The sequence below is a fragment of the Dyadobacter sp. CY343 genome, from assembly GCF_021390335.1.
In the GTDB taxonomy this organism is placed as follows: Bacteria; Bacteroidota; Bacteroidia; order Cytophagales; family Spirosomataceae; genus Dyadobacter.
In genome coordinates, this window is sequence record NZ_JAJUXK010000003.1 from 285510 (window position 1) to 306289 (window position 20780).

Sequence of the window (20780 nt, forward strand, 5' to 3'; positions counted from 1 at the left end):
TTGCAGGGCGTTTTGCGCGTTTTCATGTGCTTTTTTTGTGTTTTGGTCAAACACTAAAGCTTTCGAAAATGAATGCAAAATTTGCGCTGCTGCTAGTTATTTTATGGATTTCTTCCACTGTTGGTAAATCTCAGGTTCCTTCTGAAAAGAAGCGTCAGTTTGAAATACAAGTAAATAAAAATGTGGAGCTGCTGGGCTTCGTTTATTTCCTTGGCTACGAAGGCGCGCAGGCCGAAACGAGTGATTATTCGCCCCGCACGAAAGCGCGTTATGCATACGGACTGGATTTGTACCGCCAATATAAAGCTTTCGAAAACAGCAAAAATCTGGCGGTCGCGATCGGTTTTGCGCAGGATATCTGGCTGGATTATTTCATTAATCTCCTTGTTCAGCTCGACGATTTTCCAAACGCGAAGCTGCGAGACGATATTGATCCCACCTATTATCTCCGGTTCTCTTCAAAGAAAGATACGACAGAAGCGAAAACGAATGCAGTAGCTTTTATTGAGGCGATGAACGGGTTATGGCTGGAAGTTGATTTTGACACTTACCTTACACAAAACCAGCCGAAATACGCAAATGCGATAGCACAGGTAAAAAGCGGCTTACCCGACAGCAGCTTCATACCGACTATGGAAAAGTTTTACCAGGCTCACCTTGACGCTTACAAGCTGATTCCAAGCCTTACTATCCCGCCGGGAATGGGTTTCGGGGTAAAATACGGGGCGCAGGAAAAGACGTTTGCTTTCCATGTTTTCGGCGCATTTCACATCCCGAATTTCAAAGATTCGCTAAGAGTTGATATGGGTTTCAACGATCAAAAACATCTCCTGGAACTTAGTACGCATGAATTCGGGCATTCATTTGTGAACCCGGTGGTCGACGAGCTTCCGGGAAAGATGTGTTCCGAAACGGAAAGTCTTTTTGAGCCAATTAAAAAAGTAATGTCTAACCAGGGCTATACTACCTGGAAAGCCTGCGTTTACGAACATTTTGTTAGGGCAGGGGAGATCATTATTTCCCAAAATAGGGGTAATGCAGCTGATACGCAACGATTGCGGACGCATTATGAACAAGACCGGATGTTCATTTACCTGCCACTTATACTGGAAGAATTTTCGAAATATAACAGATCGGCCAGCATAAGTTACAGGCAAGCTGTCCGCGCCGCGATGGCGGGGCTGATCGAAGAGGCTCGAAAAAAATAGGCCCAAAGTCGAAACTTATACTACTCAGTAAATTGTCGGTTTCATTCTAATTTCAACTCTCCTGTTGAACCTACGGTTGCGCTCGCTGTCGTTTGGCGCGACTGGCATTGTGCTGCCAAATGCTTTGCTTTTGATCCGGGATGGGGAAACATTCCTGGAAATAAGATATTGCCTGATCACACTTGCCCGATCGACGGACAGAACATAGTTTTTATCTGCATCGCCGACATTGTCGGTGTGGCCGGCCAGTTCGATTTGAAGATCCTCGTGCCTGATTATATAATCAACGACCTGTTCCAGTTCGGGGCGCGACCTGCCGGCCATATTTGTATTGCTTTGGATGAAATACAATGTTGATGTAATATCCTCCCGAAGTACGGGCCTGGTAAATTCTGAATTTTTATTAGCCTCCGTATTTTCTGCAACCTTCTCATTGCCAGCTGTTTTATGTGTCAGATAAAATACCTCGGTAGCATTGATTTCGTCGGCAAGAATGGATTCATTCAATGTCTCATAACCCGGAGCATAAATGGAAAACGTGGTGGTATCTGTGACCGGAATTTTGTATTGATAATTATTGTCCTGGATGAGCGGCACAATCTGCTTTCCCGCATTCTGGCTTACGATGAGAATGTTAGCGTTGATTGATCTGAAAGTTTCCCTATCCAAAACCCGGATCGTGACTTTCGACCTGGAAGCCGCAGTTTTTTTACTTTGTTGCTCCTGACAGAAAGCAGTCGCACTGATGGCGAGAAATAGAATTGTAGCTAAAACAGGTGTTTTCATAGCATCTCATATTTAAGCTGTTAACAGATCATATCTCTATTAATTGTAAAGATTACTAATATATGGAAGTTACTGGTTAATGACTAAGACGGCAAAGATGCCCGTCTGAATTTTGCAAAAACAAATTTTGATAACCGGTATTTTCAAATAGCTTTGTCGAAACTTTAGGGGTGTCCCGATATGCGGACTGAGATAATACCCTTTGAACCTGATGCAGTTAGTACTGCCGAAGGGAAAAGTAAGAGATACTGCTATTGTATCTCAATGAATCTTTCCATAAGGTCCATTCCTGAAGTTTTTCTCACAAAACGTTTTTCAGAATGGAAATTACAGTCAACGATCAATCCCGAGAAATTCCCGAAGCATATTCGGTGCAGCAACTTTTGTCCGGTCTTTTCCCGGATACTTCCAAAGGTATTGCTGTCGCGATCAACCAATCTGTGCTCGCAAGATCAGAATGGGAGCGACACCTGCTCCAACCCAACGACCGCATTACGCTGATCAAAGCCACACAGGGCGGCTAACAGTCACTTTTCCAACTCCCGATTTCAATTATTCACCGGTTAGTACTGTCTTCCCGGCGGTATTTACCTCAATCCTGTATCCTGATGAAAATCGAAAAAACTCCTGAGAGCAGCGTGATCACGAGAACACCTTTTCCTGCCTCCCGGAAAATATACGTGCCCGGAAAGCTGCACAATATCTCTGTCGCAATGCGTGAAGTGTCTCTTCACGATACCAAAATCCACGGGCGAAACGGAGCTGCCGAGCCCAATGCGCCCGTCACTATTTACGATACGAGCGGCCCATTTACAGATCCTGATCTCGAAATCGATGTAAAAAAAGGGTTGCCGCAATTGCGTTCGGAATGGATCAGAGCGCGGCAGGATGTGGAGCAGCTGGATATGATCTCATCGCAATATGGACAGCAAAGGTTATCGGACAGCAAGCTCGATGAACTGCGTTTTGCGCACATCAGTAAGCCTTTGCGTGCCAAACCGGGCCAGAATGTCTCGCAGCTGCACTATGCCAAAAAGGGTATTATTACGGCAGAAATGGAGTACATCGCAATTCGTGAAAATCAGCGCATTGAGCAGCATATCGGCGAATTGAATGGGAAAGCAAATGCATTGTCGCACCAGCACGCCGGTCATAGTTTTGGCGCAAATACCCCCAAAACATTTATTACGCCCGAGTTTGTACGGCAGGAAGTGGCGGCTGGCCGGGCGGTTATTCCGGTCAATATCAACCATCCCGAAAGCGAGCCGATGATCATCGGGCGAAATTTCCTGGTCAAGATCAATGCCAATATCGGTAATTCTGCGGTTTCGTCGAGCATTGAAGAGGAAGTAGAGAAAGCGGTTTGGGCTTGTCGCTGGGGCGCAGATACGATCATGGATTTGTCGACCGGCAAGAATATCCATGAAACGCGCGAGTGGATTATCCGTAACTCGCCGGTGCCGATCGGTACCGTGCCGATTTACCAGGCTTTGGAAAAAGTGAATGGCAAAGCCGAAGATCTGACGTGGGAACTGTTCCGCGATACGCTTATCGAGCAGGCGGAGCAGGGTGTGGATTACTTCACAATTCATGCAGGGGTTTTGCTGAGATATATTCCGCTCACAGCCAAAAGGCTCACTGGAATTGTGTCGCGCGGCGGCTCGATCATGGCGAAATGGTGTCTGGCGCACCACAAAGAGAACTTTCTGTACACGCATTTCGAGGATATCTGCGAGATTATGAAAGCTTATGATGTAGCGTTTTCGCTGGGCGACGGACTGCGGCCGGGCTGCATTGCGGACGCGAATGATGCCGCGCAGTTTTCGGAACTGGAAACGTTGGGCGAGCTCACGAAAATCGCCTGGAAGCACGATGTGCAGACTATTATCGAAGGTCCGGGGCACGTCCCGATGCATTTGATCAAGGAGAATATGGAAAAGCAGCTGGAACATTGCCAGGAAGCGCCGTTCTATACTTTGGGACCGCTTACTACTGATATTGCGCCTGGTTATGATCACATTACCTCCGCAATCGGTGCTGCGATGATCGGCTGGTTCGGTACCGCGATGCTTTGCTATGTGACGCCGAAGGAACATTTGGGGTTGCCCAACAAAAAGGATGTGAAAGACGGCGTGATCACGTACAAGATCGCGGCCCACGCGGCCGACCTCGCCAAGGGACACCCCGGCGCGCAATACCGCGACAATGCATTAAGCAAAGCCAGATTCGAGTTTCGGTGGGAAGACCAGTTTAACCTCTCGCTCGATCCGGACACTGCGCGGGAATTTCACGATGAAACTTTACCTGCGGAAGGAGCCAAGATCGCGCACTTCTGTTCCATGTGCGGACCCAATTTCTGTTCGATGAAAATTACGCAGGATGTGCGCGACTATGCCGAGGAAAACGGGCTCATGGAAGAGTCGGTACTGGTGGAAGGTATGCAGGAAAAGGCGCGTGAGTTTGCGAATAGAGGTAGTGAAATTTATCTGTAACTAAATGAAAATCATCATCATATCCCGCCCCGATTTCTTTCCGGGCGAGGGGAATGCAATCAACCGGCTTTTTCAGGAAGGAATGGAAAATCTGCATTTGCGGAAGCCGGAGTGTTCAAGAGAAGACTTGTCTAAGTTGATCGAGTCCGTTGATACAGACTATCACAGCAGGCTTTCGTTGCACCAGCACCACGATCTCGCAGCGGAATTTGGTATAACAGGACTGCATTTTCCCGAAAAGCAGCGCAAAGCAACCGGTGAGGAACTTTGGCAGGACCTGATCGCAAAGGGTTACCGGCTCAGCACTTCTATTCATGACCTGGCGGAGCTGGAAAGATTATCCGATGCATTCAGCTACACGTTTTTCGGGCCGGTTTTCGATAGTATTTCAAAAGCAGGTTACAACGGTGTCTTGGATGAAGATTTCATTCTAGCAAAAAATAGAAACACACCGGAAGTGATCGCATTGGGCGGGATCAATGCATTTAACATTCAAAAAATCCAAAGAATGAACTTCGATGGAGTGGCTCTGCTCGGGGCAGTCTGGCAAGAAAATCAATCACTAAAATCAATTAAATCAATTAAATCAATTAAATCAATTGATTCATTTAATCTGGGAACCGGGGGCTTAAGCCCCCGGCAATTGATTTGGGCTGAGCTGCGCCAGCAGTTTCCTGCTGCAATTGAGACAATCCCCGAGCAATTTATTGCAAAAGGGCAAAGCCCCAAAAAATCAATTGCCGGCGGCTTCAGCCGCCGGATAATAAGAGATGGAAGGCTGCAATTTGTGTCAAATGAGAATGGTGAAGTGTCTCATGTTCAGAGCATTTTATTGGCTTTGGAGGCTGGGTGTAAATGGATTCAGCTGCGGGTGAAAGACAGGCCGAAAGATGAGGTTTTAGAAATGGCGGAAAAGGCTAAGTTGCTGTGTGACAGCTTCGATGCAAAACTAATCATCAATGATTTTCCTCATGTAGCGAACAGCGTAAATGCTTACGGTTTGCATCTGGGGCTGGACGATATGCCTTTGCGCAAAGCCCGGGAAATTGTAGGCGAGGAAATGATCCTCGGTGGCACTGCCAATACACTGGAACACGTAATTCAGCGAATTGAAGAAGGCGCTGATTATGTGGGTCTGGGGCCTTATCGTTTCACGACGACCAAGCAAAATCTCAGCCCGATCCTTGGTTTGGAAGGTTACCAGCGCATTTTACATGAGCTCTCTTTACGTAAATGCTACATTCCGATCATCGCGATCGGCGGCATTCGACAAGAAGATATCGCAAGTTTGAAAGCGGCAGGCTTGTATGGCGTGGCGATATCTTCGGCATTGATTAATTCAGAAAATACAAAGGAAACTGTACAGGAAATCCAACAAATACTATGTTAACGATAGCAGATAAGGTATTCACTTCCAGGCTGTTTACCGGCACGGGTAAATTTAGTTCTTCGGTTTTGATGGAAAAAGCATTGGTTGCTTCCGGCTCGGAGCTGGTGACGGTGGCACTCAGGCGGGTCGATATGCAGGATCGCCAGGATGATCTTTTGCTGCATTTAAATCATCCCCAAATTAATTTACTACCTAATACCTCTGGCGTGAGGAATGCTAAGGAGGCGGTTTTTGCTGCACAGCTTGCGCGGGAGGCACTGGAAACGAACTGGCTCAAACTGGAAATTCACCCGGACCCGAAATACCTGATGCCGGACCCTATTGAAACCCTGAAAGCAACGGAGGAACTGGCCAGGCTGGGCTTTGTGATATTGCCCTACATTCACGCAGATCCGGTTTTGTGTAAACGACTGGAAGAGGCAGGCGCGGCCGCGGTGATGCCGCTTGGGTCGCCGATTGGCAGTAATAAAGGGTTGAAGACCATCGATTTTCTGGAAATTATCATCGAGCAAAGTAAGGTACCTGTGATCGTCGACGCGGGAATCGGTGCGCCTTCCGACGCTGCAAAAGCTATGGAAATCGGTGCCGATGCGGTGCTCGTCAATACTGCCATTGCAGTCGCAGGTGATCCGGTGGCGATGGCGATCGCATTCAAAATGGCTGTCGAGGCCGGGAGAATGGCATTTGAAGCGAAGCTGGGTGACCAGAAAAACAGGGCAGTCGCGAGCAGCCCCTTAACCGCGTTTTTAGATGAGCTTTAAGGAGATATTCGAGCAGCATAAGTGGGACGAGGTAAAAGAAAGCATTTACCAAAAAACCGCCGCTGACGTTGGAAATGCGCTTTTGAAACAAAAGCGAACACTGGAAGATTTCAAAGCACTGATATCCCCGGCTGCCGCTGCCTATCTCGAGCCGATGGCGCAGCTAAGTCAGAAACTGACGCAAAAGCGGTTTGGTAAAACCGTCCAGATGTATATCCCGCTGTATTTGTCCAATGAATGCACGAATATCTGTACTTACTGCGGTTTTAGTCTGGATAATAAGGTGCGCAGACGCACGCTGAGCGAAGACGAGATTTTGCAAGAAATTGCTGTGATCAAAGCGCTGGGTTATGATCACGTTTTGCTGGTAACAGGCGAAGCGAACCAGACGGTCCACGTTGGCTATTTTAAAAAAGTGCTGAAACTGATCCGGCCGCATTTTTCGATGATTTCCCTGGAAGTGCAACCACTGGATACCGATGAATATGCGGAGCTTATCCCGCTCGGGTTGAACACAGTGCTGGTATATCAGGAAACTTATCACCAGGAAGATTATAGAAAACATCACCCGAAAGGGAAAAAGTCAAACTTCAATTACCGCCTGGAAACGCCCGACCGGTTGGGCAAAGCCGGTATTCACAAAATGGGCCTGGGTGTGCTGATCGGCCTGGAAGATTGGCGGACCGACAGTTTTTTTACTGCATTGCACCTCGACTATCTCGAAAAAACCTACTGGCAAACACGTTATAGCCTGTCATTCCCCAGATTACGCCCTTTCTCAGGAGGTCTGGAACCGAAAGTAGAGATGACCGACAGGGAATTGGTACAACTTATTTGCGCCTATCGCATTATGAATGAGGAAGTTGAACTCTCTCTTTCTACCCGGGAATCTGAAAAGTCCAGAAATCATTGCATTGCACTGGGGATCACTTCGATCAGTGCAGGCAGCAAGACTAACCCCGGCGGTTACTCGGTCGCGCCGGAGTCGCTGGAACAGTTTGAAATATCGGACGAAAGAACGCCCGCACAGATCGCGGAACTGATCAGAAGCAAGGGTTATGAGCCGGTTTGGAAGGATTGGGACAGGTTTATGTGAAAATTTTCAAAAACTAGGTTAACACCTAAAATGGCAATTGATATGATTCAACCATTGAAAACCACAATTCAGACCTAATACCATTTTTCCTGATGTGCCCATTTGAGATATTTGACATACAAAATAACACCTATTAGCTACGTCAAATAAACCACTTTCAAATGAGAACATCTGTTAGCCATGATTATTTCGCTGACCAGCGTCAGTCCAATGAAATCCAGGGATCGAATGCAATCGTGGTGTACCACCTGGGAAGAGCCTTGTCCGTTGCGGGCCGCGATGTCGCGTACCTTGAAGGCGTGGGCAACTATACTTTTGTATGTACGAAATCCAACCGCTACCTCGTGGCCAAATGCCTCAAAACGGTCCAGGAAGTATTGGGCGGAGACTTTGTGCGGGTCCACAAATCGTATTCTGTCAACCGCTACCATATTAAGCAGCGCTGGTTTGACAACATCCAGCTGCACTGCGGTAAAAACATTCCGATCGCCCGCAGGCGCCTGAGCAGCGCCCACGAGGCACTTTCGGCGGCAGCTATTTCCCCATCCGGTTTTTAAAATCGTTCACCAGCTCCCTGCTCACGATCGTTTCTTTTTCGAAGGCAGGTTTGAGTTTCAGAGCCAGGCGGTTATTGTAGTAAGGCTGCATTTGAGTAACCGCCTGGTGTGTAACGATAATCCCTCTATTAATGCGAAAAAAGCGGGCAGGGGCCAGAAATTCCAGCTCAGCGGGCGGTTCATACAGCTTGATCCTGCGCTATTCCTCCGACAATTCGATCCAGGTAGGCGCGTGGTCGCTCGACTTTTCCCACCCTCTTACTTCCTTGTCCACGCCGGCATTGAGCAGCCTTTTTTTGAGATGCGGGCTCAGGAGAAAATGGTCGATGCGAAGTCCGGCGTTTCGGCCGTACGCATTTCGGAAGTAGTCCCAGAAAGTATAGATCACTTCGTTTGGATAAATTTTGCGCAATGCGTCTGTCCAGCCCTGGTCAACCAAATTCTTGAAAGCTTCCCTGACTTCGGGTCTGAAAAGCGCGTCATCGACCCAGCGCTCTGGCTTGTACACGTCAAGTTCGGTCGGCATTACATTGTAGTCGCCTGCCAGGATCACGGGCACATCGTGGGTGAGCAGTTCGGCGGCGTGGGCATGGAGCCGCTCAAACCAGCCCAGTTTATATTCAAGCTTTGGGCCGGGCGGCGGGTTTCCGTTCGGCAGGTACAGGCAGCCGATGACCATATTGTTGATGATTGCCTCGATGTACCTGCTATGTGTATCTTCTTCATCACCAGGAAGTTCCCGCCGCAATTCCTGGATCTCATGACCGCGTGACAGGATCGCGACGCCATTCCAGCTTTTCTGTCCATGCCAGATCGCCTGGTAACCTGCATCTTCGATCGCTTTCAGAGGAAACTTTTCCTGAGGGGCTTTCAGTTCTTGCAGGCATACCACGTCGGGCGCAGTTTCATGGAGCCAGCGAAGCAATACCGGCAACCTGCCATTCACGCCATTCACATTGTAAGTAGCTATTTTCATTTTAGTTGTTGATTCAAGTTCTGGCTGTAATTGAGCAGTCTTTCGAGGTCTTCTTCTTCGGTGAAATTGACCGGGTTTTGTTTCAGATATTCGCCGATCTGGTCTTTGTATTTCGGAAAGAGGCGGGTAATGCTGGTCTTGCCAGGAATCATGTACCGGTCATTTTTATCCACAAAAAAGTAAAGTATGCGGTGGCCGAAAATCGCTTCGGTATCCATCTTAAGTTTCCTCCCGCCCGGCGCATTTGCATTTGCATAGGAGCTGTAAGTAGTTACAGATGAGGCAGTATAGGATATTCCATAAGGTCCGCCCTTTTCGTTACCGATCCGAGCCAGCAAATGTTTTTTGGCTAGTTTAATATCCCCGTAATTGGACACCATTTCACAAAACCCGTACTGCTTTTCATTGTAAAAAATTGCGCCCTGCATGTCGACTACCTTGATCATTTTCTTGTCGAGCAGTTCCAGTGTATCTTTTTGATCTTTTAAAAAGAGTACCTCACCGCTCAGGTAAGAATAGTTCAGCATAGCCTCCACCATCCGGCCACCGTAAAAAAGCACCTTTCCTTTCTGAAAAGTCGGATATTGAAACTGGTCTGCAACAGGAATGATCTTGTCGGGATAATCCCCTGCCTTCACCTTGAACGTAGGCCGGCTCTGACTGTGAGTGACCTGAAATGCGCCCGTAATGCAGTACAGAAGCAGACTTGCCGATATGGATATTTTCACTTGCGGAGATTTAATAGTGAATGCAGACGAATTGTTAAAAGGCCGGAACGACACTTATTTCATAAAAACAGAGCCTGCAGGTAGTTCGTCGGCGTGCGCGAAAGGTGCTTTGTATTGCCCGGTATATTTCGCTGCCAGCTGTGTTTTTCCCTGCGCTTTGGCACTCTGGTACAAGCCCATCAGCGACCATCCGTTCCCCGGGTTTTTTACCAGATCTGCTTTGTAAACCTGATCAGCTAATGCAGTCTGGCCACTTTTAACCAAAATATTTCCTAAAAACTGCCTGCTCGGGATTGGCCAATCTTTGGGTTCTGTGTATATCAGATTATCTTCCAGTTTCACCGCCGCTTGCAGACTGGCGATTGCTTTTGCCTGGTCTTTCTGTGCGTAAGAAATCACTCCGGTCAGGATCTTCTCGGCGATCCGCGCCATTTCTACCGGCGAATTGAAGGGTATCCTGCGTTTGGTGAGAATCGGGTCGTTGATCTTTTCGCGAAGACTATTTAGTTCCTGCGCTGCAAGCTCTGCCTTGCCGGTATTCACGAGCGCAAGCCCTTTCGCGAAGTTGGACAAAATGCCGGCGTAAGTCCATTTAGGGTCCAGTTTTACCGTATCGTTCAGTATCTGCTCCCATTTGCCCATTCTCACATTCACCATTACCGGCAGCATAAAGAGGTACTGATCGTAAGTCGTCTCGTAGGCAGGCGTAACACTTTTCCGGGCCCGCTGGCCGTAACGTAGGGCGTCTTTGTACATGCCGCCCGTCAGCGCGCAGTAAGTTTGAACCGCAAAATAATGAGGTGAATGCTTGTTCAGACCAAGATTTTTGGCGACCATATCGTAGCGCAAAAGGTTTTCGTCGGCGAGGTTGTTTACTTCCACGCCTTTGTAATACAGTCCATTACGCTCGTATTCGTGACTCGCCATGTGTACCATGTGCGCCACGCCCGGCAGCAGGTCGCGCAGCGTTTCAGCACTGCCCAGTGCCACGCCCGGGTTCCGGGACGCTTCCGTCAGGTGAATATGGTAATGCAGGGCTGCGGGGTGTTTTGGGCTTTCTTTCAATACTTTCTGGCAAAGTGCTACCAGTTCCGGTGTCCATGATTTTGCTAAACCGTCGCGGTTCCAGAAGTCCCACGCGTGGAGCAGCATCACGGCATCAATATATAATACCTTAAATTCTTTCTCCTCCGGATGCTCAGCCACCAGCGATTTCATGCTTTTTGCATAGGCTGTATTCAGTTTTTGCCGCTCGGCGTCACCCGGCCCGTCGGAATAACGCGTGTTCATTGCTTTGATCAGCTTTTGTTCTTTCACGCCCGCGCTTGCAGCTGCCGCATTCATTTTAGCCAAAACTTCTGCAATCTCAGCTGGTTTCTGATAGCTGTGCGCCGCATTATAGTACGGTCCCATCGCAAGCGCCTGTCCCCAATACGCCATCGCGTTTTGCGGGTCGAGCCGCGCCGCTTCCTTGAAAGAAGCCACAGATTCGCGTACGTGGTAGCTATAATACATATTCAAGCCCTGATCGAAATAGAACTGGGAGCTGTCGACGGTAGTGGTGACCGGAAACGAATAGGAGCCCCAGCCGGGAAGTACACCCACAAATTTTCCGTTTTCATCGAGGCCCGATTGCCGGGTATAAGCCGGCCCGCACATCGTTATATTTTCACTTGTATCCGAAGGAGTTGTATCGGACACAGTCAATTTCAGTGAAACCAGGCCGATGCAGTAGGCGGCGAGTAAAATAAGCGGGTTGAAAATATTCATCGGGTTGAATTTCGGTATTTTTTTAAAAGCAGGTCCAGGTCGCTGTAAGGCGATTATATTCTGAAATATAAGCATAAATGCCGCAAGTAATGTGCCGATCTCAGGCAGATAAATTATGCTCATTGCGCTTTGAGCTCATCATTATTTGGAATCATACCTAATTAGTTCTATAAAATATCGATATTTCAGTGTGATTTGAATATGGTCATGGTGAATATTGATTTTCATGTAGTGTTTGATATGTTACCCGCGCCGGCAGTGGTGCTGGAAGCTGATTCACCTGTTTTTACAGTCGTAGCTGTCAATCGCAAATGGCAGGAAGTGAGCGGATTATCTGCGGCTGATATGGTAGGCAAAGGGTTTGTTGAACACTTTAACCTTATGCCGGAGCAAAGCCGGCAGGAATGGAGCAGGCTGTTGGAAGATGTGAAACGTTCCGGTAACCCGCAACAGCTCGGCCCCGACGTTTTTTTTCGAAATAACCTTTATACCGGAGAGCAGGAAAGCAGCATATTTTCCTTGGATATAGCGCCCCTCGATCAAGGCCGGTTGCTGCTTGTTACTGCTACGGACGTGACGGAAACAAGCAAAGCCACACAAAGCGAAAATCTGATCCAAACCATAGACGGTATCGTCTGGGAGGCCGATGCTACGACTTTACAGTTTCGTTTTGTGAGTGATCAGGTAGAAAAGATCCTCGGTTTTACAGCAGCGCAGTGGCTTTCCGAACCCGATTTCTGGAAAAACCACATGCACGTTGCTGACCGAGCGGCGTTACCAGAGTTCTGTCCTTTGCTCTCGGAGCCGGGCGCCAGTCACCGGTTTGATTACAGAATGATCCGTGCAGACGGAGAAGTGGTCTGGATCCGGGATATTGTTACCATCGTGGGTCAGGAATCCGGCGCGTTGTTATGCGGTTTTATGGTTGACATTACCGAAACCAAGCGCCTGGAAGATGTGGAACGTTTGGAAAAAGTAGTGCTCGAGCTGAGCGCACAGAAAGACTCGTTGCTGACCGACGTACTCGATCGGTACCTGTTGGGGATCGAGCAGATCTTCCCGGATATGAAGTGTTCGATTCTGGCTATTAAAGACAATAAGCTGAAAAACTGGTCGTCGCCTTCTTTGCCGGAATCCTATATCCGGGGAATCGAAGATTTAGCGATAGGCCCATTTACAGGTTCATGCGGGACTGCGGCCTTTACCCGCGAACTGGTGATTGTAGATGATATTGCTACCGATCTCCGCTGGGACCGCTACAAGGATATTGCCTTGGATGAGGGCCTGCTCGCATGCTGGTCACATCCTATTATCCTGTCAGATGGTACTGTAATCGCTACATTTGCAGCATATTATGACAAAATAAGGTTGCCGGACGCAGACGAGTTGAAGCTTATCGATAAAGCGGTCGCGCTTCTGACTCTAATCCTGGAAAGCCGCCGCAATGCAGCGCTTATTGCCGACGCGGCGATGCTCATTTCACAGGGGCAGGAGCTTGCGCGGCTGGGTACCTGGCAATGGGATACCGGTACGAACGAAATCGTGTGGTCGGATACGCTGTACACCATCTACGGTCTGGACCGCAGCAGTTTTAAACCTTCTATGGACAACTACCTTGGGCTCGTACATCCTTTGGATATGCAGCGGGTCCATGACAATATCCTGCATGCAATAGCCACTAAAAGCGAAGTCGAGTTTGAAGAACGAATTGTGCATTCCTCGGGAGAATACCGTTACCTGAAAACGTGGACGAAGACCAAGCTGGATGAGAACGGAAAGGTGATCATGTTGATCGGCGCGTGCCTCGATACGACGGCCAGCAAGAATATCCAGGATAAGCTGCTCGCGAGCGAGTCAAGACTGAGGAGCCTCGTCGATTCGCAGACCAACTACGTGGTACGTACCGACCTTTCGGGAAAGTACACTTATTACAACAGTACTTTCAACGAAGATTTTCGCTGGTTCTATAACAGTGATGATTTTCTCGGGATAAACTGCCTGATGGTCGTCTGCCAATATCATCGCGCCGACGCAATCAATGCGGTTAAGAAATGCCTACACAACCCGGGACATATGTGTACCGTTGAGCTGGATCACGTACAGCAAAGTGAAAAAGCGCGGACAGTTTTCTGGCATTTCATCGCATTAACGGATTCCAATGGCGAGCCAACTGAAATTCAATGTATCGGCATCGACATTTCGGAGCGGAAGCAGGCCATTGACGACCTGCGGAAAAGTAACGAGCGTTACGAACTCCTGAATATGGCCACCAACGATGCGATCTACGATTGGGATATTGTCAACGACCATGTCAAATGGGGCGACGGGTATGTAAGACTTTTCGGATTGAAGATCGGGACCGAAAAAATGAAGCTGGAAGAGTGGGCAAGCCACCTGCACCCGGACGATCGGGTTGCTACCGTACAGAGTCTGGAACTGCGGCTTGCCGATAAAGACCAGAAGAAATGGGTGGCTGATTATCGTTTTGAAAGGTTCGACGGGACTTATGCATTCGTGGAAGAGATCGGTTATATCCGGCGAAACCGGTCGGGCCGGGCAGTGCGTATGATCGGCGTGCTGCGCGATATTTCCCAGCAAAAACAGGAAGAGTATGAATTGAAATTGCTGGGGTCCGTGATCACGAATACAAACGACGCGGTACTGATCGCGCAATCGGAACCCGGCGATATTGCACAGCTTCGGATACTATATGTGAATGGCGCATTTACCCGTCTCACAGGCTACACGCCCGCCCACGTCATCGGCCAGAATCCAATGTTATTGAAGGGGTTCAACTTGCCTGAGAACGATTTTGCCAGACTTGCAGAAGCGATTACCAATGTAAAATCGCTGAAAGCGGAAACGATCCACTACCAGCGTGACGGGCAGCACTATTTTATCAATCTCTCCATTCACCCCGTTGTAGATGCGGCTGGTACGCTTACGCACTGGATTTCGATCGGCCGCGATGTTACTGAAAAGCGCCGGTATGTATTTGAGATTGAAGAACGGAACAAGAAGTTGCAGGAAATAGCGTGGATGCAGTCGCACGTGATCCGGGCGCCGCTTGCCAGAATGATGTCACTGATCGACCTTCTCAGGAACTACGAGAATTCAGAAACAGAAAAAGACGAATTGCTCGAACATATCCTGCATTCAGCCCATTCACTTGACGATATTATCAGGGACATTTCATCAAAAACAGAAGATCTGGGCTAGAATGCGAATTTCAATCCGATAGCCAGATTTAAAATATCACCCGGCGTAAGAAATCCGGTGTTCTGCACATAACTGATCAGCATCAGATCGTATGTGCCGATCTCATAATACAATTCCAGTCCCCGCCTGCGCGAATGCATCGTCAGTTCCCGAGCGATTTTTCCGCCCGCGTAAATGCCCGGCCTGAATGCAGTCGCCCACCAATAGTAACCTTTCGGATAGTAGGCCGGCCACTTCGAGTCGAACTGTGGCCCGAACGTATAGCTCAGGTACATGCCAATTGAAACGGGTGCCAGGTAGTAGTCGTTTTTGAGCGCGACCCGCCAGGGCGAATAGGTCGTTTTTCCGGTAATGGTGATCAATGCGTCCCCGCCGAATTCTTCGGGCAGATAGCCGAAAAGGAAGTCGGTTTCGAGTTTTTTGTTCCTGGAATTATACCCCGGGCCGCCCGATAAAAAACCTGTCCCGCCCGCGAATTGCAGCTTCATGTGATCGGGCAGGTACCAGCGCTTTGCCTTCGGACCTTCCTGCGCTTCCGCGGCAAAGGACAGCGAAGCAAGTATTAAAAGCAGATATTTACTCATTTTCTTAAAAATTAATACGTTCAACTTCCTGCCCGCCTTTCCATACCTTAATCTTCAAATAACCCCTGGCACCCATGCTCGTCGTAACCACGTAGCGAACACCGTCTTTGTAATATTCCCCGTCGTTGAATGAATGCTGGTGACCGTACAGACTCATGTGCACATTCGGGTTATTGCCGAGCAGCTCACCGTACTCTTTTTCAAGGTTTCTGTCAAAATCGTTGTCGTAAGGCGGAATGTGCGCGATCACGATCATATCCTTGTTTTCCGGGTTATCCGCCAGCTCCTTCCGCAGCCAGTTCACATCCGGTACAGTTCCGTCGAATGCATATTCACGGGAATTGGTATTGATGAAGATGAATTTGTGGCTGCCGTATTCAAAGGAATAGTCCATCGGCCCGAACATTTTGCGGTAAGCATCGGGGCCGTTGGCGACAATATCGTGGTTGCCGATCACCGTCATATAGGGCACATGCAGCTTGGAAAGAATGCGGTTTACCCATTTAAATTCCTGTGAAAGACCGAAATCGGAAATGTCGCCAGCGTGGAGTACGAATGAAATGTCCCGATGCTTATTAGCACTTTTTACAAAATCTTCGGATTCGTCGTACCAGCGCTGCGAGTCACCCATCAATATGAATCTGAGCGTATCCGGAGGCGGCTGGGAAACGAGCGCAGCGATGTTCCGTGCATTGAGATTGGATTCTCCGTTATGAAGCGTGACCTGGTTGGGGTTGTATAAAAACAGGCTGTCGCAGGAAGAAAAAAAGAGCAGACTGACAAAGGGTAAAAAACGTAAAACGGGCTTCACTTTTGATAGATTTTTAAAGGTACCACCTTACGCGAATTCGGTCAGGTGAGTCAGTAAATAACCGTTGCCCGCCGATTAAAATTCCTTGAAACCGCTCTGAAACGTCATTCTAATAAGTTTCTAAAATCAGAAAAGTGAGTAAAGGCGTGACTTATTTGCCGGTACGATTTTTGCACTTGTAGCTGCATTACCTCATTTAAATAAGAAAGCAATGAAAATCAGAAATGTAGTAGGAACCCTGGTATTAGCAATAATGACTTGCTCGCTATCGGCGCAAGTGGTTTCGAAGGACTCTATCAATCTATTGAAGGACCAAAAAGAGGCTCTTGAACTGAGCAAGAAATTAAATGACCGCAAACTCGAACTTGCGAAGCTGGAAAATGAGCTTCAAAGCAAAACCGACGAAGCAGCGAAAAGTGCAGAGGCCGCGCAAAAATCGGCAGATGCCAACAGGGAAGCTGCCGATAAATTGGGGAATGATCCGCAAGACAAAAGGGCAGCACGACGGGCAAGCAAAAGTGCCGGCTCAGCCAACAAAGACGCTAAGCGGGCAAGAAGAGCAGCCGATCAGCTAGATCGCCTGACAAAAGATATTGAAGAGCTGAAAAGAGATATCAGCAAAGACGAAGAAAAATTATCATCCCTGCCTGCTGGCACAGGAAGGTAAGGTAACTATTGCTTAATAACCTGATCCGGCCACGGGACCAGCTTTCCCGTGGTTTTAAAAGTGGGCCACTGTGCGTCCCACTTTTTTAGTTTTTGGGTAAATAACTTCGCCAGTTCTTTCACTTTTGCAGGATTGGAGGCAGCCAGGTTATTTTCTTCACCAATGTCGGATTTCAGGTTATACAGTTCGAAACTGGCTTTTTTGTAATCATAGATCAGTTTCCAATCCCCTTTTCGCATTGCGCTCGCATAATGGATATTCGGACCTTCGTCGGGCGTCCAGCGATTGGGATGATGCCACACAAGCTCGCGCTGGTCGTTTTTGAGAGACGGGTTTTTGAGTATTTTCACAAAGCTTTCCCCGTCCGTTTCCTGTATCAGTTCAGGATTTTTTACACCCGCAATGTCTAGTATTGTTGGAAAGAAATCTTCGATAATCACATATTGCCCGGCCACGGTGCCCGGCTTCGTTATCCCCGGCCAGCGCACGAGCATCGGCTCGCGAATGCCGCCTTCGTATACGGAACCTTTGCCAGCTTTCAGCGGCAGGTTGTGCGTCCACGCTTTCCCTCCACGAGGCGGCGTGCGGCTCAATCCGCCATTGTCAGACATAAAAATGACTACCGTATTCTTTGCAATGTTCTTGTTATCAAGGTAGTCGAGCACATCGCCCAGACTTTTATCCATTCCTTCCACGAGCGTAGCGTATTTCGCTTCAACACTGTCGAGGCCCATTTTTAAATACCTGGCAAGATACCGCTGATCTGCATTGATCGGCGTATGCACCGCGTAATGCGACAGATAAAGGAAAAAAGGTTGCTTTTCGTTGATTGGTTTTTCCAAAGCTTTCAGTGCCTCTATCGTAATCGCGTCACTCAAAAAAGTGTCTGTTCCGTGATAAGCTTCCAGGCCGGGCACTGCATTCCGGCTGGGCTTGCCTTTCGCTGGCGCATCATAATTTTTCTTGCCGAGGTAACTCGCAGGATGCCCGATGGAGCTGCCGGCGATATTCACATCAAAACCCAGATTTTTAGGATCTGCACCCGGGGTACCGGAAGAGCCGAAATGCGCTTTTCCGCTTAAAATGGTGAAGTAGCCGTTTTGCCGCAAAACCGCAGGTAGCGGAGTGGCGTGAAAAGTATGCGGAATGCCAGCCTCCGGGCTCAAACCATTGATATTCCAGTCAACCGCGTTGAAAACCGAGTCCGGATGATCCGTATTCTTGTTCTGATCCGGCGAAGTCCAGTGCGTGACGCGGTGGTGCGCGGCATTCACGCCCGTCAGCAGGCTCACGCGGGTAGGGGTACAAACCGGCATCGCATAAGCATTGGTAAACTTGGTACCCGCTTTCGCCAACCGCTCCATATTCGGGGTATTATATCTTTGGTTAAAAGAAGTTGTCTTGTTCCAAAAAGGCACCGAAGTATCCTGCCAGCCCATATCGTCGACCAGAAAAATTATGATATTAGGTTTCTGAGCAACTTGTGAGAAGGTATTCAGGCAGGAGATAATTACCAGTACAATAGGAGCAAACAGTTTCTTCATTTGATAATACAGGAAAGATTCACGAAGATAAGTGTGGCAAATTAAGTGAAAGAGACCTTCGTTCAAGTATAATATCCTGCCTTTTATCCTTTTTTGAAAAATTAATGTACATTTGCTAAACACTGTTTAGTATATTCACAGCGTATTGTAGAATCTATGGCAATCAAGGAGAGGAAAGAGCGGGAGAAGCAGGATATGAGGAACCTGATCATTGAATCGGCAACTCAGCTATTTTTGAAGCATGGTTACGACAAGACGTCAATCCGTAACATTGCCGAGGATATAGAATACAGTCCGGCTACTATCTATCTGTATTTCAAGGATAAAGATGAAATTTTTTATGTAATTCACGAAAATGCATTCGATCTCCTTGTCAAGCTTTTCCGCGAGCACGACACGATCAGTAACCCTTATGAACGCCTGGGCGCGATCGGTCGTACTTACATTAATTTTGCTTTTGAAAACCCTGATTACTACGATCTGATGTTTATCATGCGTGCGCCGTTATCGCAGATCAAGCATGAGGAAAGGTGGAATGCCGGCGAATGCGCATTCGGTTACGTGCTGGATACCCTGACTCAATGTCTGGATCAAAATCTGATCAGGCCCGCCGATAAATACATCACAGCCGTTTCTGTGTGGTCCTTCGTTCACGGACTGGTTTCCCTTTATATCCGGGAAAGAATGTGTATTCTGGAAATGCCCGACGATGTGGTACGGGATATTGTTAATGCCTCATTTGAAAATTTTCTACAAAGTCTGAAAACGTAAAAAAATTTACCTTTTGATGAACACTGTTTAGTAAATAAACATCACTTATTATGAATGCAATCTTTAAGGTGCCCTTGCGGCGGCTGTGGGGCTACGCTATTGTCTTTTCCTGTTTGTTTGGCCCGGTTGCGGCGCAGGATACAGTGCTTCGAAATTATATTGAGCAGGGTTTGAAAAACAACCAGGGTATCAGGCAGCAGGGTTTTTTGCTCGAAAGAAATATGTATGCGCTGAAAGAAGCCAGGAGTTTCTTTTTGCCGGAAGTCAATTTCAATACATCTTACCTTGACTCCCGCGGGGGCAGAAAAATCAGTATTCCGATCGGGGACCTGCTTAATCCGGTTTACAGCTCACTTAACCAGCTTACTAATTCGTCGGTTTTTCCGCAAGTCGATAATGTAAACCAGACTTTCAACCCGAATAATTATTACGACGCCAAGTTCAGGACCTCGCTCCCGATCTATAATGCGGAGATCATTTACAATTCCCGGATCCGGAAAGAACAGATCAATTTTCAGCAGGCGGAGCTCGACGTATATAAGAGGGAGTTGGTGAAGGAGATCAAATTGGGCTACTATGCTTGTGTGCAGGCCAGGGAGGGCGTTACTATCCTGGAAAATGCGGTGAAACTGGCTCGGGAGAACCTTCGCTTCAATCAGGCACTAGTCAAAAACGACAAGGCGATCAGGACAGTGGTAAGCCGGTCGGAAAACGAGCTGATCGGTTTGGAAGCGCGGCTGGAAGATGCCAGGAATCAGTCACGCAGCGCAGTTGCCTATTTCAATTTTTTACTGAATAATCCGTTGGATACGCCAATGGAACTGACTGAAATGCAGGCCGATACTGTGCAAATCGGTAACGCAGAGCCAGGCCGGCGCGAGGAACTTTTAAAGCTGGAATCTCTTTCCAAAATCATTTCGCTATCCGAGCAACTGGCCAAAGCGGCGGCGCTGCCGAGACTTTCCACATTCATCGACCTCGGCTCGCAGGGCGATTTTATCAAATTCAATAACGATACCCGCTATTATCTGTTCGGCCTCACGCTCGACTGGCGGGTATTTGCAGGGAACCGGGTTCAATATAAAGCCAAACAGGCGGCGTTGGAAAGCAAGGCAACCGGCCAGCAGATCGATCAGGTAGAGCAACAACTTGCATTACAGGTAGAAACCGCAGGTAACCGGCTCCATTCGGCCTCTCAATTTTTCCAGGCTTCCAAAAGTCAGACTGCATTATCCCAGCAATATTACAATGATCAGCAAAAGCTTTACCGCGAAGGCCAGCTGCTGTATATCGAGCTTCTCGACGCGCAAAACCGCCTGATCGGTGATCAGCTGCAACAAAGTATTGCTTATCTCAACGTTCAGACCCGCTCCGCAGAATTGGAACGGGCGAGGGCCAGCTATGTATTTTCAAACTAGAT

18 protein-coding genes, 1 pseudogene and 1 riboswitch are annotated in these 20780 nt (G+C 48.2%); of the genes and pseudogenes, 11 read left to right on the top strand and 8 right to left on the bottom strand.

What is annotated here, in order from left to right:
- Positions 1-68: 68 nt before the first annotated feature.
- The gene (locus LZG94_RS09525; RefSeq protein WP_233791674.1) at positions 69-1208 is read left to right on the top strand and encodes a DUF4932 domain-containing protein; all 1140 of its coding nucleotides are present in this window, start codon (positions 69-71) and stop codon (positions 1206-1208) included.
- 24 nt (positions 1209-1232) lie between these two features.
- Here the strand turns inward: LZG94_RS09525 and LZG94_RS09530 are convergent, their stop codons facing one another.
- Complete coding sequence (locus tag LZG94_RS09530; protein WP_233791675.1) at positions 1233-1994, bottom strand: OmpA family protein; 762 nt, start codon at positions 1992-1994, stop codon at positions 1233-1235.
- Positions 1995-2150: 156 nt separating this feature from the next.
- Positions 2151-2246, top strand: a riboswitch (TPP riboswitch).
- 68 nt (positions 2247-2314) lie between these two features.
- On the opposite strand from LZG94_RS09530, the gene thiS reads away from it, so the two are divergent.
- The 6 genes from thiS (at position 2315) to LZG94_RS09560 (ending at position 8290) form a co-directional block, all read left to right on the top strand.
- Positions 2315-2518 (top strand): sulfur carrier protein ThiS, encoded by a 204-nt coding sequence (thiS, locus tag LZG94_RS09535; protein WP_233791676.1) that lies wholly within the window; start codon positions 2315-2317, stop codon positions 2516-2518.
- A gap of 84 nt (positions 2519-2602) precedes the next feature.
- On the top strand, positions 2603-4486 hold the full coding sequence (thiC, locus tag LZG94_RS09540) for a phosphomethylpyrimidine synthase ThiC (RefSeq protein WP_233791677.1): 1884 nt from the start codon (positions 2603-2605) through the stop codon (positions 4484-4486).
- Between the two features lie 4 nt (positions 4487-4490).
- Positions 4491-5876: a thiamine phosphate synthase gene (locus LZG94_RS09545; RefSeq protein ID WP_233791678.1), complete on the top strand. Its 1386-nt coding sequence runs from the start codon at positions 4491-4493 to the stop codon at positions 5874-5876.
- Positions 5870-6637, top strand: a complete 768-nt coding sequence (locus LZG94_RS09550) for a thiazole synthase (RefSeq protein WP_233791679.1) — start codon at positions 5870-5872, stop codon at positions 6635-6637. Before LZG94_RS09545 ends, LZG94_RS09550 begins: the two co-directional genes overlap by 7 nt.
- Positions 6627-7733: a 2-iminoacetate synthase ThiH gene (gene thiH, locus LZG94_RS09555; RefSeq protein WP_233791680.1), complete on the top strand. Its 1107-nt coding sequence runs from the start codon at positions 6627-6629 to the stop codon at positions 7731-7733. The genes LZG94_RS09550 and thiH overlap by 11 nt, the downstream gene beginning before the upstream one ends.
- Positions 7734-7894: 161 nt before the next feature.
- A complete protein-coding gene (locus tag LZG94_RS09560; RefSeq protein ID WP_233791681.1) occupies positions 7895-8290 on the top strand; it encodes a LytTR family DNA-binding domain-containing protein in 396 nt (131 codons plus the stop codon).
- On the opposite strand, the pseudogene LZG94_RS09565 reads toward LZG94_RS09560, so the two are convergent.
- The 4 genes and pseudogenes from LZG94_RS09565 to LZG94_RS09580 all read right to left on the bottom strand — a co-directional run.
- Positions 8268-8447, bottom strand: a pseudogene (locus tag LZG94_RS09565) (LytTR family transcriptional regulator DNA-binding domain-containing protein); the annotation flags it as partial. The gene LZG94_RS09560 and the pseudogene LZG94_RS09565 overlap by 23 nt on opposite strands.
- Positions 8448-8489: 42 nt before the next feature.
- A complete protein-coding gene (gene xth / locus LZG94_RS09570; protein WP_233791682.1) occupies positions 8490-9266 on the bottom strand; it encodes an exodeoxyribonuclease III in 777 nt (258 codons plus the stop codon).
- Positions 9263-9994, bottom strand: a complete 732-nt coding sequence (locus tag LZG94_RS09575) for a hypothetical protein (protein WP_233791683.1) — start codon at positions 9992-9994, stop codon at positions 9263-9265. The genes xth and LZG94_RS09575 overlap by 4 nt, the downstream gene beginning before the upstream one ends.
- Positions 9995-10048: 54 nt before the next feature.
- A complete protein-coding gene (locus tag LZG94_RS09580) occupies positions 10049-11887 on the bottom strand; it encodes a hypothetical protein (protein ID WP_233791684.1) in 1839 nt (612 codons plus the stop codon).
- A gap of 78 nt (positions 11888-11965) precedes the next feature.
- Here LZG94_RS09580 and LZG94_RS09585 point away from each other — a divergent pair, with 78 nt between their 5' ends.
- Positions 11966-14983 (top strand): PAS domain-containing protein, encoded by a 3018-nt coding sequence (locus LZG94_RS09585; RefSeq protein ID WP_233791685.1) that lies wholly within the window; start codon positions 11966-11968, stop codon positions 14981-14983.
- Here LZG94_RS09585 and LZG94_RS09590 read toward each other — a convergent pair.
- Both LZG94_RS09590 and LZG94_RS09595 read right to left on the bottom strand, forming a co-directional pair.
- The gene (locus LZG94_RS09590) at positions 14980-15567 is read right to left on the bottom strand and encodes a hypothetical protein (RefSeq protein ID WP_233791686.1); all 588 of its coding nucleotides are present in this window, start codon (positions 15565-15567) and stop codon (positions 14980-14982) included. The two genes, LZG94_RS09585 and LZG94_RS09590, sit on opposite strands and share 4 nt — an antisense overlap.
- 4 nt (positions 15568-15571) lie before the next feature.
- Positions 15572-16378, bottom strand: coding sequence for a metallophosphoesterase (locus LZG94_RS09595; protein WP_233791687.1), 807 nt, complete (start codon positions 16376-16378; stop codon positions 15572-15574).
- Positions 16379-16589: 211 nt separating this feature from the next.
- On the opposite strand from LZG94_RS09595, the gene LZG94_RS09600 reads away from it, so the two are divergent.
- Positions 16590-17045, top strand: coding sequence for a hypothetical protein (locus LZG94_RS09600; RefSeq protein WP_233791688.1), 456 nt, complete (start codon positions 16590-16592; stop codon positions 17043-17045).
- Between the two features lie 5 nt (positions 17046-17050).
- Here the strand turns inward: LZG94_RS09600 and LZG94_RS09605 are convergent, their stop codons facing one another.
- A complete protein-coding gene (locus tag LZG94_RS09605; protein ID WP_233791689.1) occupies positions 17051-18589 on the bottom strand; it encodes a sulfatase in 1539 nt (512 codons plus the stop codon).
- A 156-nt stretch (positions 18590-18745) separates the two neighbouring features.
- On the opposite strand from LZG94_RS09605, the gene LZG94_RS09610 reads away from it, so the two are divergent.
- On the top strand, positions 18746-19360 hold the full coding sequence (locus LZG94_RS09610) for a TetR/AcrR family transcriptional regulator (protein ID WP_233791690.1): 615 nt from the start codon (positions 18746-18748) through the stop codon (positions 19358-19360).
- A 50-nt stretch (positions 19361-19410) separates the two neighbouring features.
- Positions 19411-20778 (top strand): TolC family protein, encoded by a 1368-nt coding sequence (locus LZG94_RS09615; protein ID WP_233791691.1) that lies wholly within the window; start codon positions 19411-19413, stop codon positions 20776-20778.
- Positions 20779-20780 lie beyond the last annotated feature (2 nt).

Excerpts from the sequence above, each read along its gene's own strand:
- LZG94_RS09525 (WP_233791674.1), top strand. The coding sequence starts at position 69 with ATGAATGCAAAATTTGCGCTGCTGCTAGTTATTTTATGGATTTCTTCC.
- LZG94_RS09530 (WP_233791675.1), bottom strand. The coding sequence starts at position 1,994 with ATGAAAACACCTGTTTTAGCTACAATTCTATTTCTCGCCATCAGTGCG.
- thiS (WP_233791676.1), top strand. The coding sequence starts at position 2,315 with ATGGAAATTACAGTCAACGATCAATCCCGAGAAATTCCCGAAGCATAT.
- thiC (WP_233791677.1), top strand. The coding sequence starts at position 2,603 with ATGAAAATCGAAAAAACTCCTGAGAGCAGCGTGATCACGAGAACACCT.
- LZG94_RS09545 (WP_233791678.1), top strand. The coding sequence starts at position 4,491 with ATGAAAATCATCATCATATCCCGCCCCGATTTCTTTCCGGGCGAGGGG.
- LZG94_RS09550 (WP_233791679.1), top strand. The coding sequence starts at position 5,870 with ATGTTAACGATAGCAGATAAGGTATTCACTTCCAGGCTGTTTACCGGC.
- thiH (WP_233791680.1), top strand. The coding sequence starts at position 6,627 with ATGAGCTTTAAGGAGATATTCGAGCAGCATAAGTGGGACGAGGTAAAA.
- LZG94_RS09560 (WP_233791681.1), top strand. The coding sequence starts at position 7,895 with ATGAGAACATCTGTTAGCCATGATTATTTCGCTGACCAGCGTCAGTCC.
- xth (WP_233791682.1), bottom strand. The coding sequence starts at position 9,266 with ATGAAAATAGCTACTTACAATGTGAATGGCGTGAATGGCAGGTTGCCG.
- LZG94_RS09580 (WP_233791684.1), bottom strand. The coding sequence starts at position 11,887 with ATGAGCATAATTTATCTGCCTGAGATCGGCACATTACTTGCGGCATTT.
- LZG94_RS09585 (WP_233791685.1), top strand. The coding sequence starts at position 11,966 with ATGGTCATGGTGAATATTGATTTTCATGTAGTGTTTGATATGTTACCC.
- LZG94_RS09590 (WP_233791686.1), bottom strand. The coding sequence starts at position 15,567 with ATGAGTAAATATCTGCTTTTAATACTTGCTTCGCTGTCCTTTGCCGCG.
- LZG94_RS09600 (WP_233791688.1), top strand. The coding sequence starts at position 16,590 with ATGAAAATCAGAAATGTAGTAGGAACCCTGGTATTAGCAATAATGACT.
- LZG94_RS09605 (WP_233791689.1), bottom strand. The coding sequence starts at position 18,589 with ATGAAGAAACTGTTTGCTCCTATTGTACTGGTAATTATCTCCTGCCTG.
- LZG94_RS09610 (WP_233791690.1), top strand. The coding sequence starts at position 18,746 with ATGGCAATCAAGGAGAGGAAAGAGCGGGAGAAGCAGGATATGAGGAAC.
- LZG94_RS09615 (WP_233791691.1), top strand. The coding sequence starts at position 19,411 with ATGAATGCAATCTTTAAGGTGCCCTTGCGGCGGCTGTGGGGCTACGCT.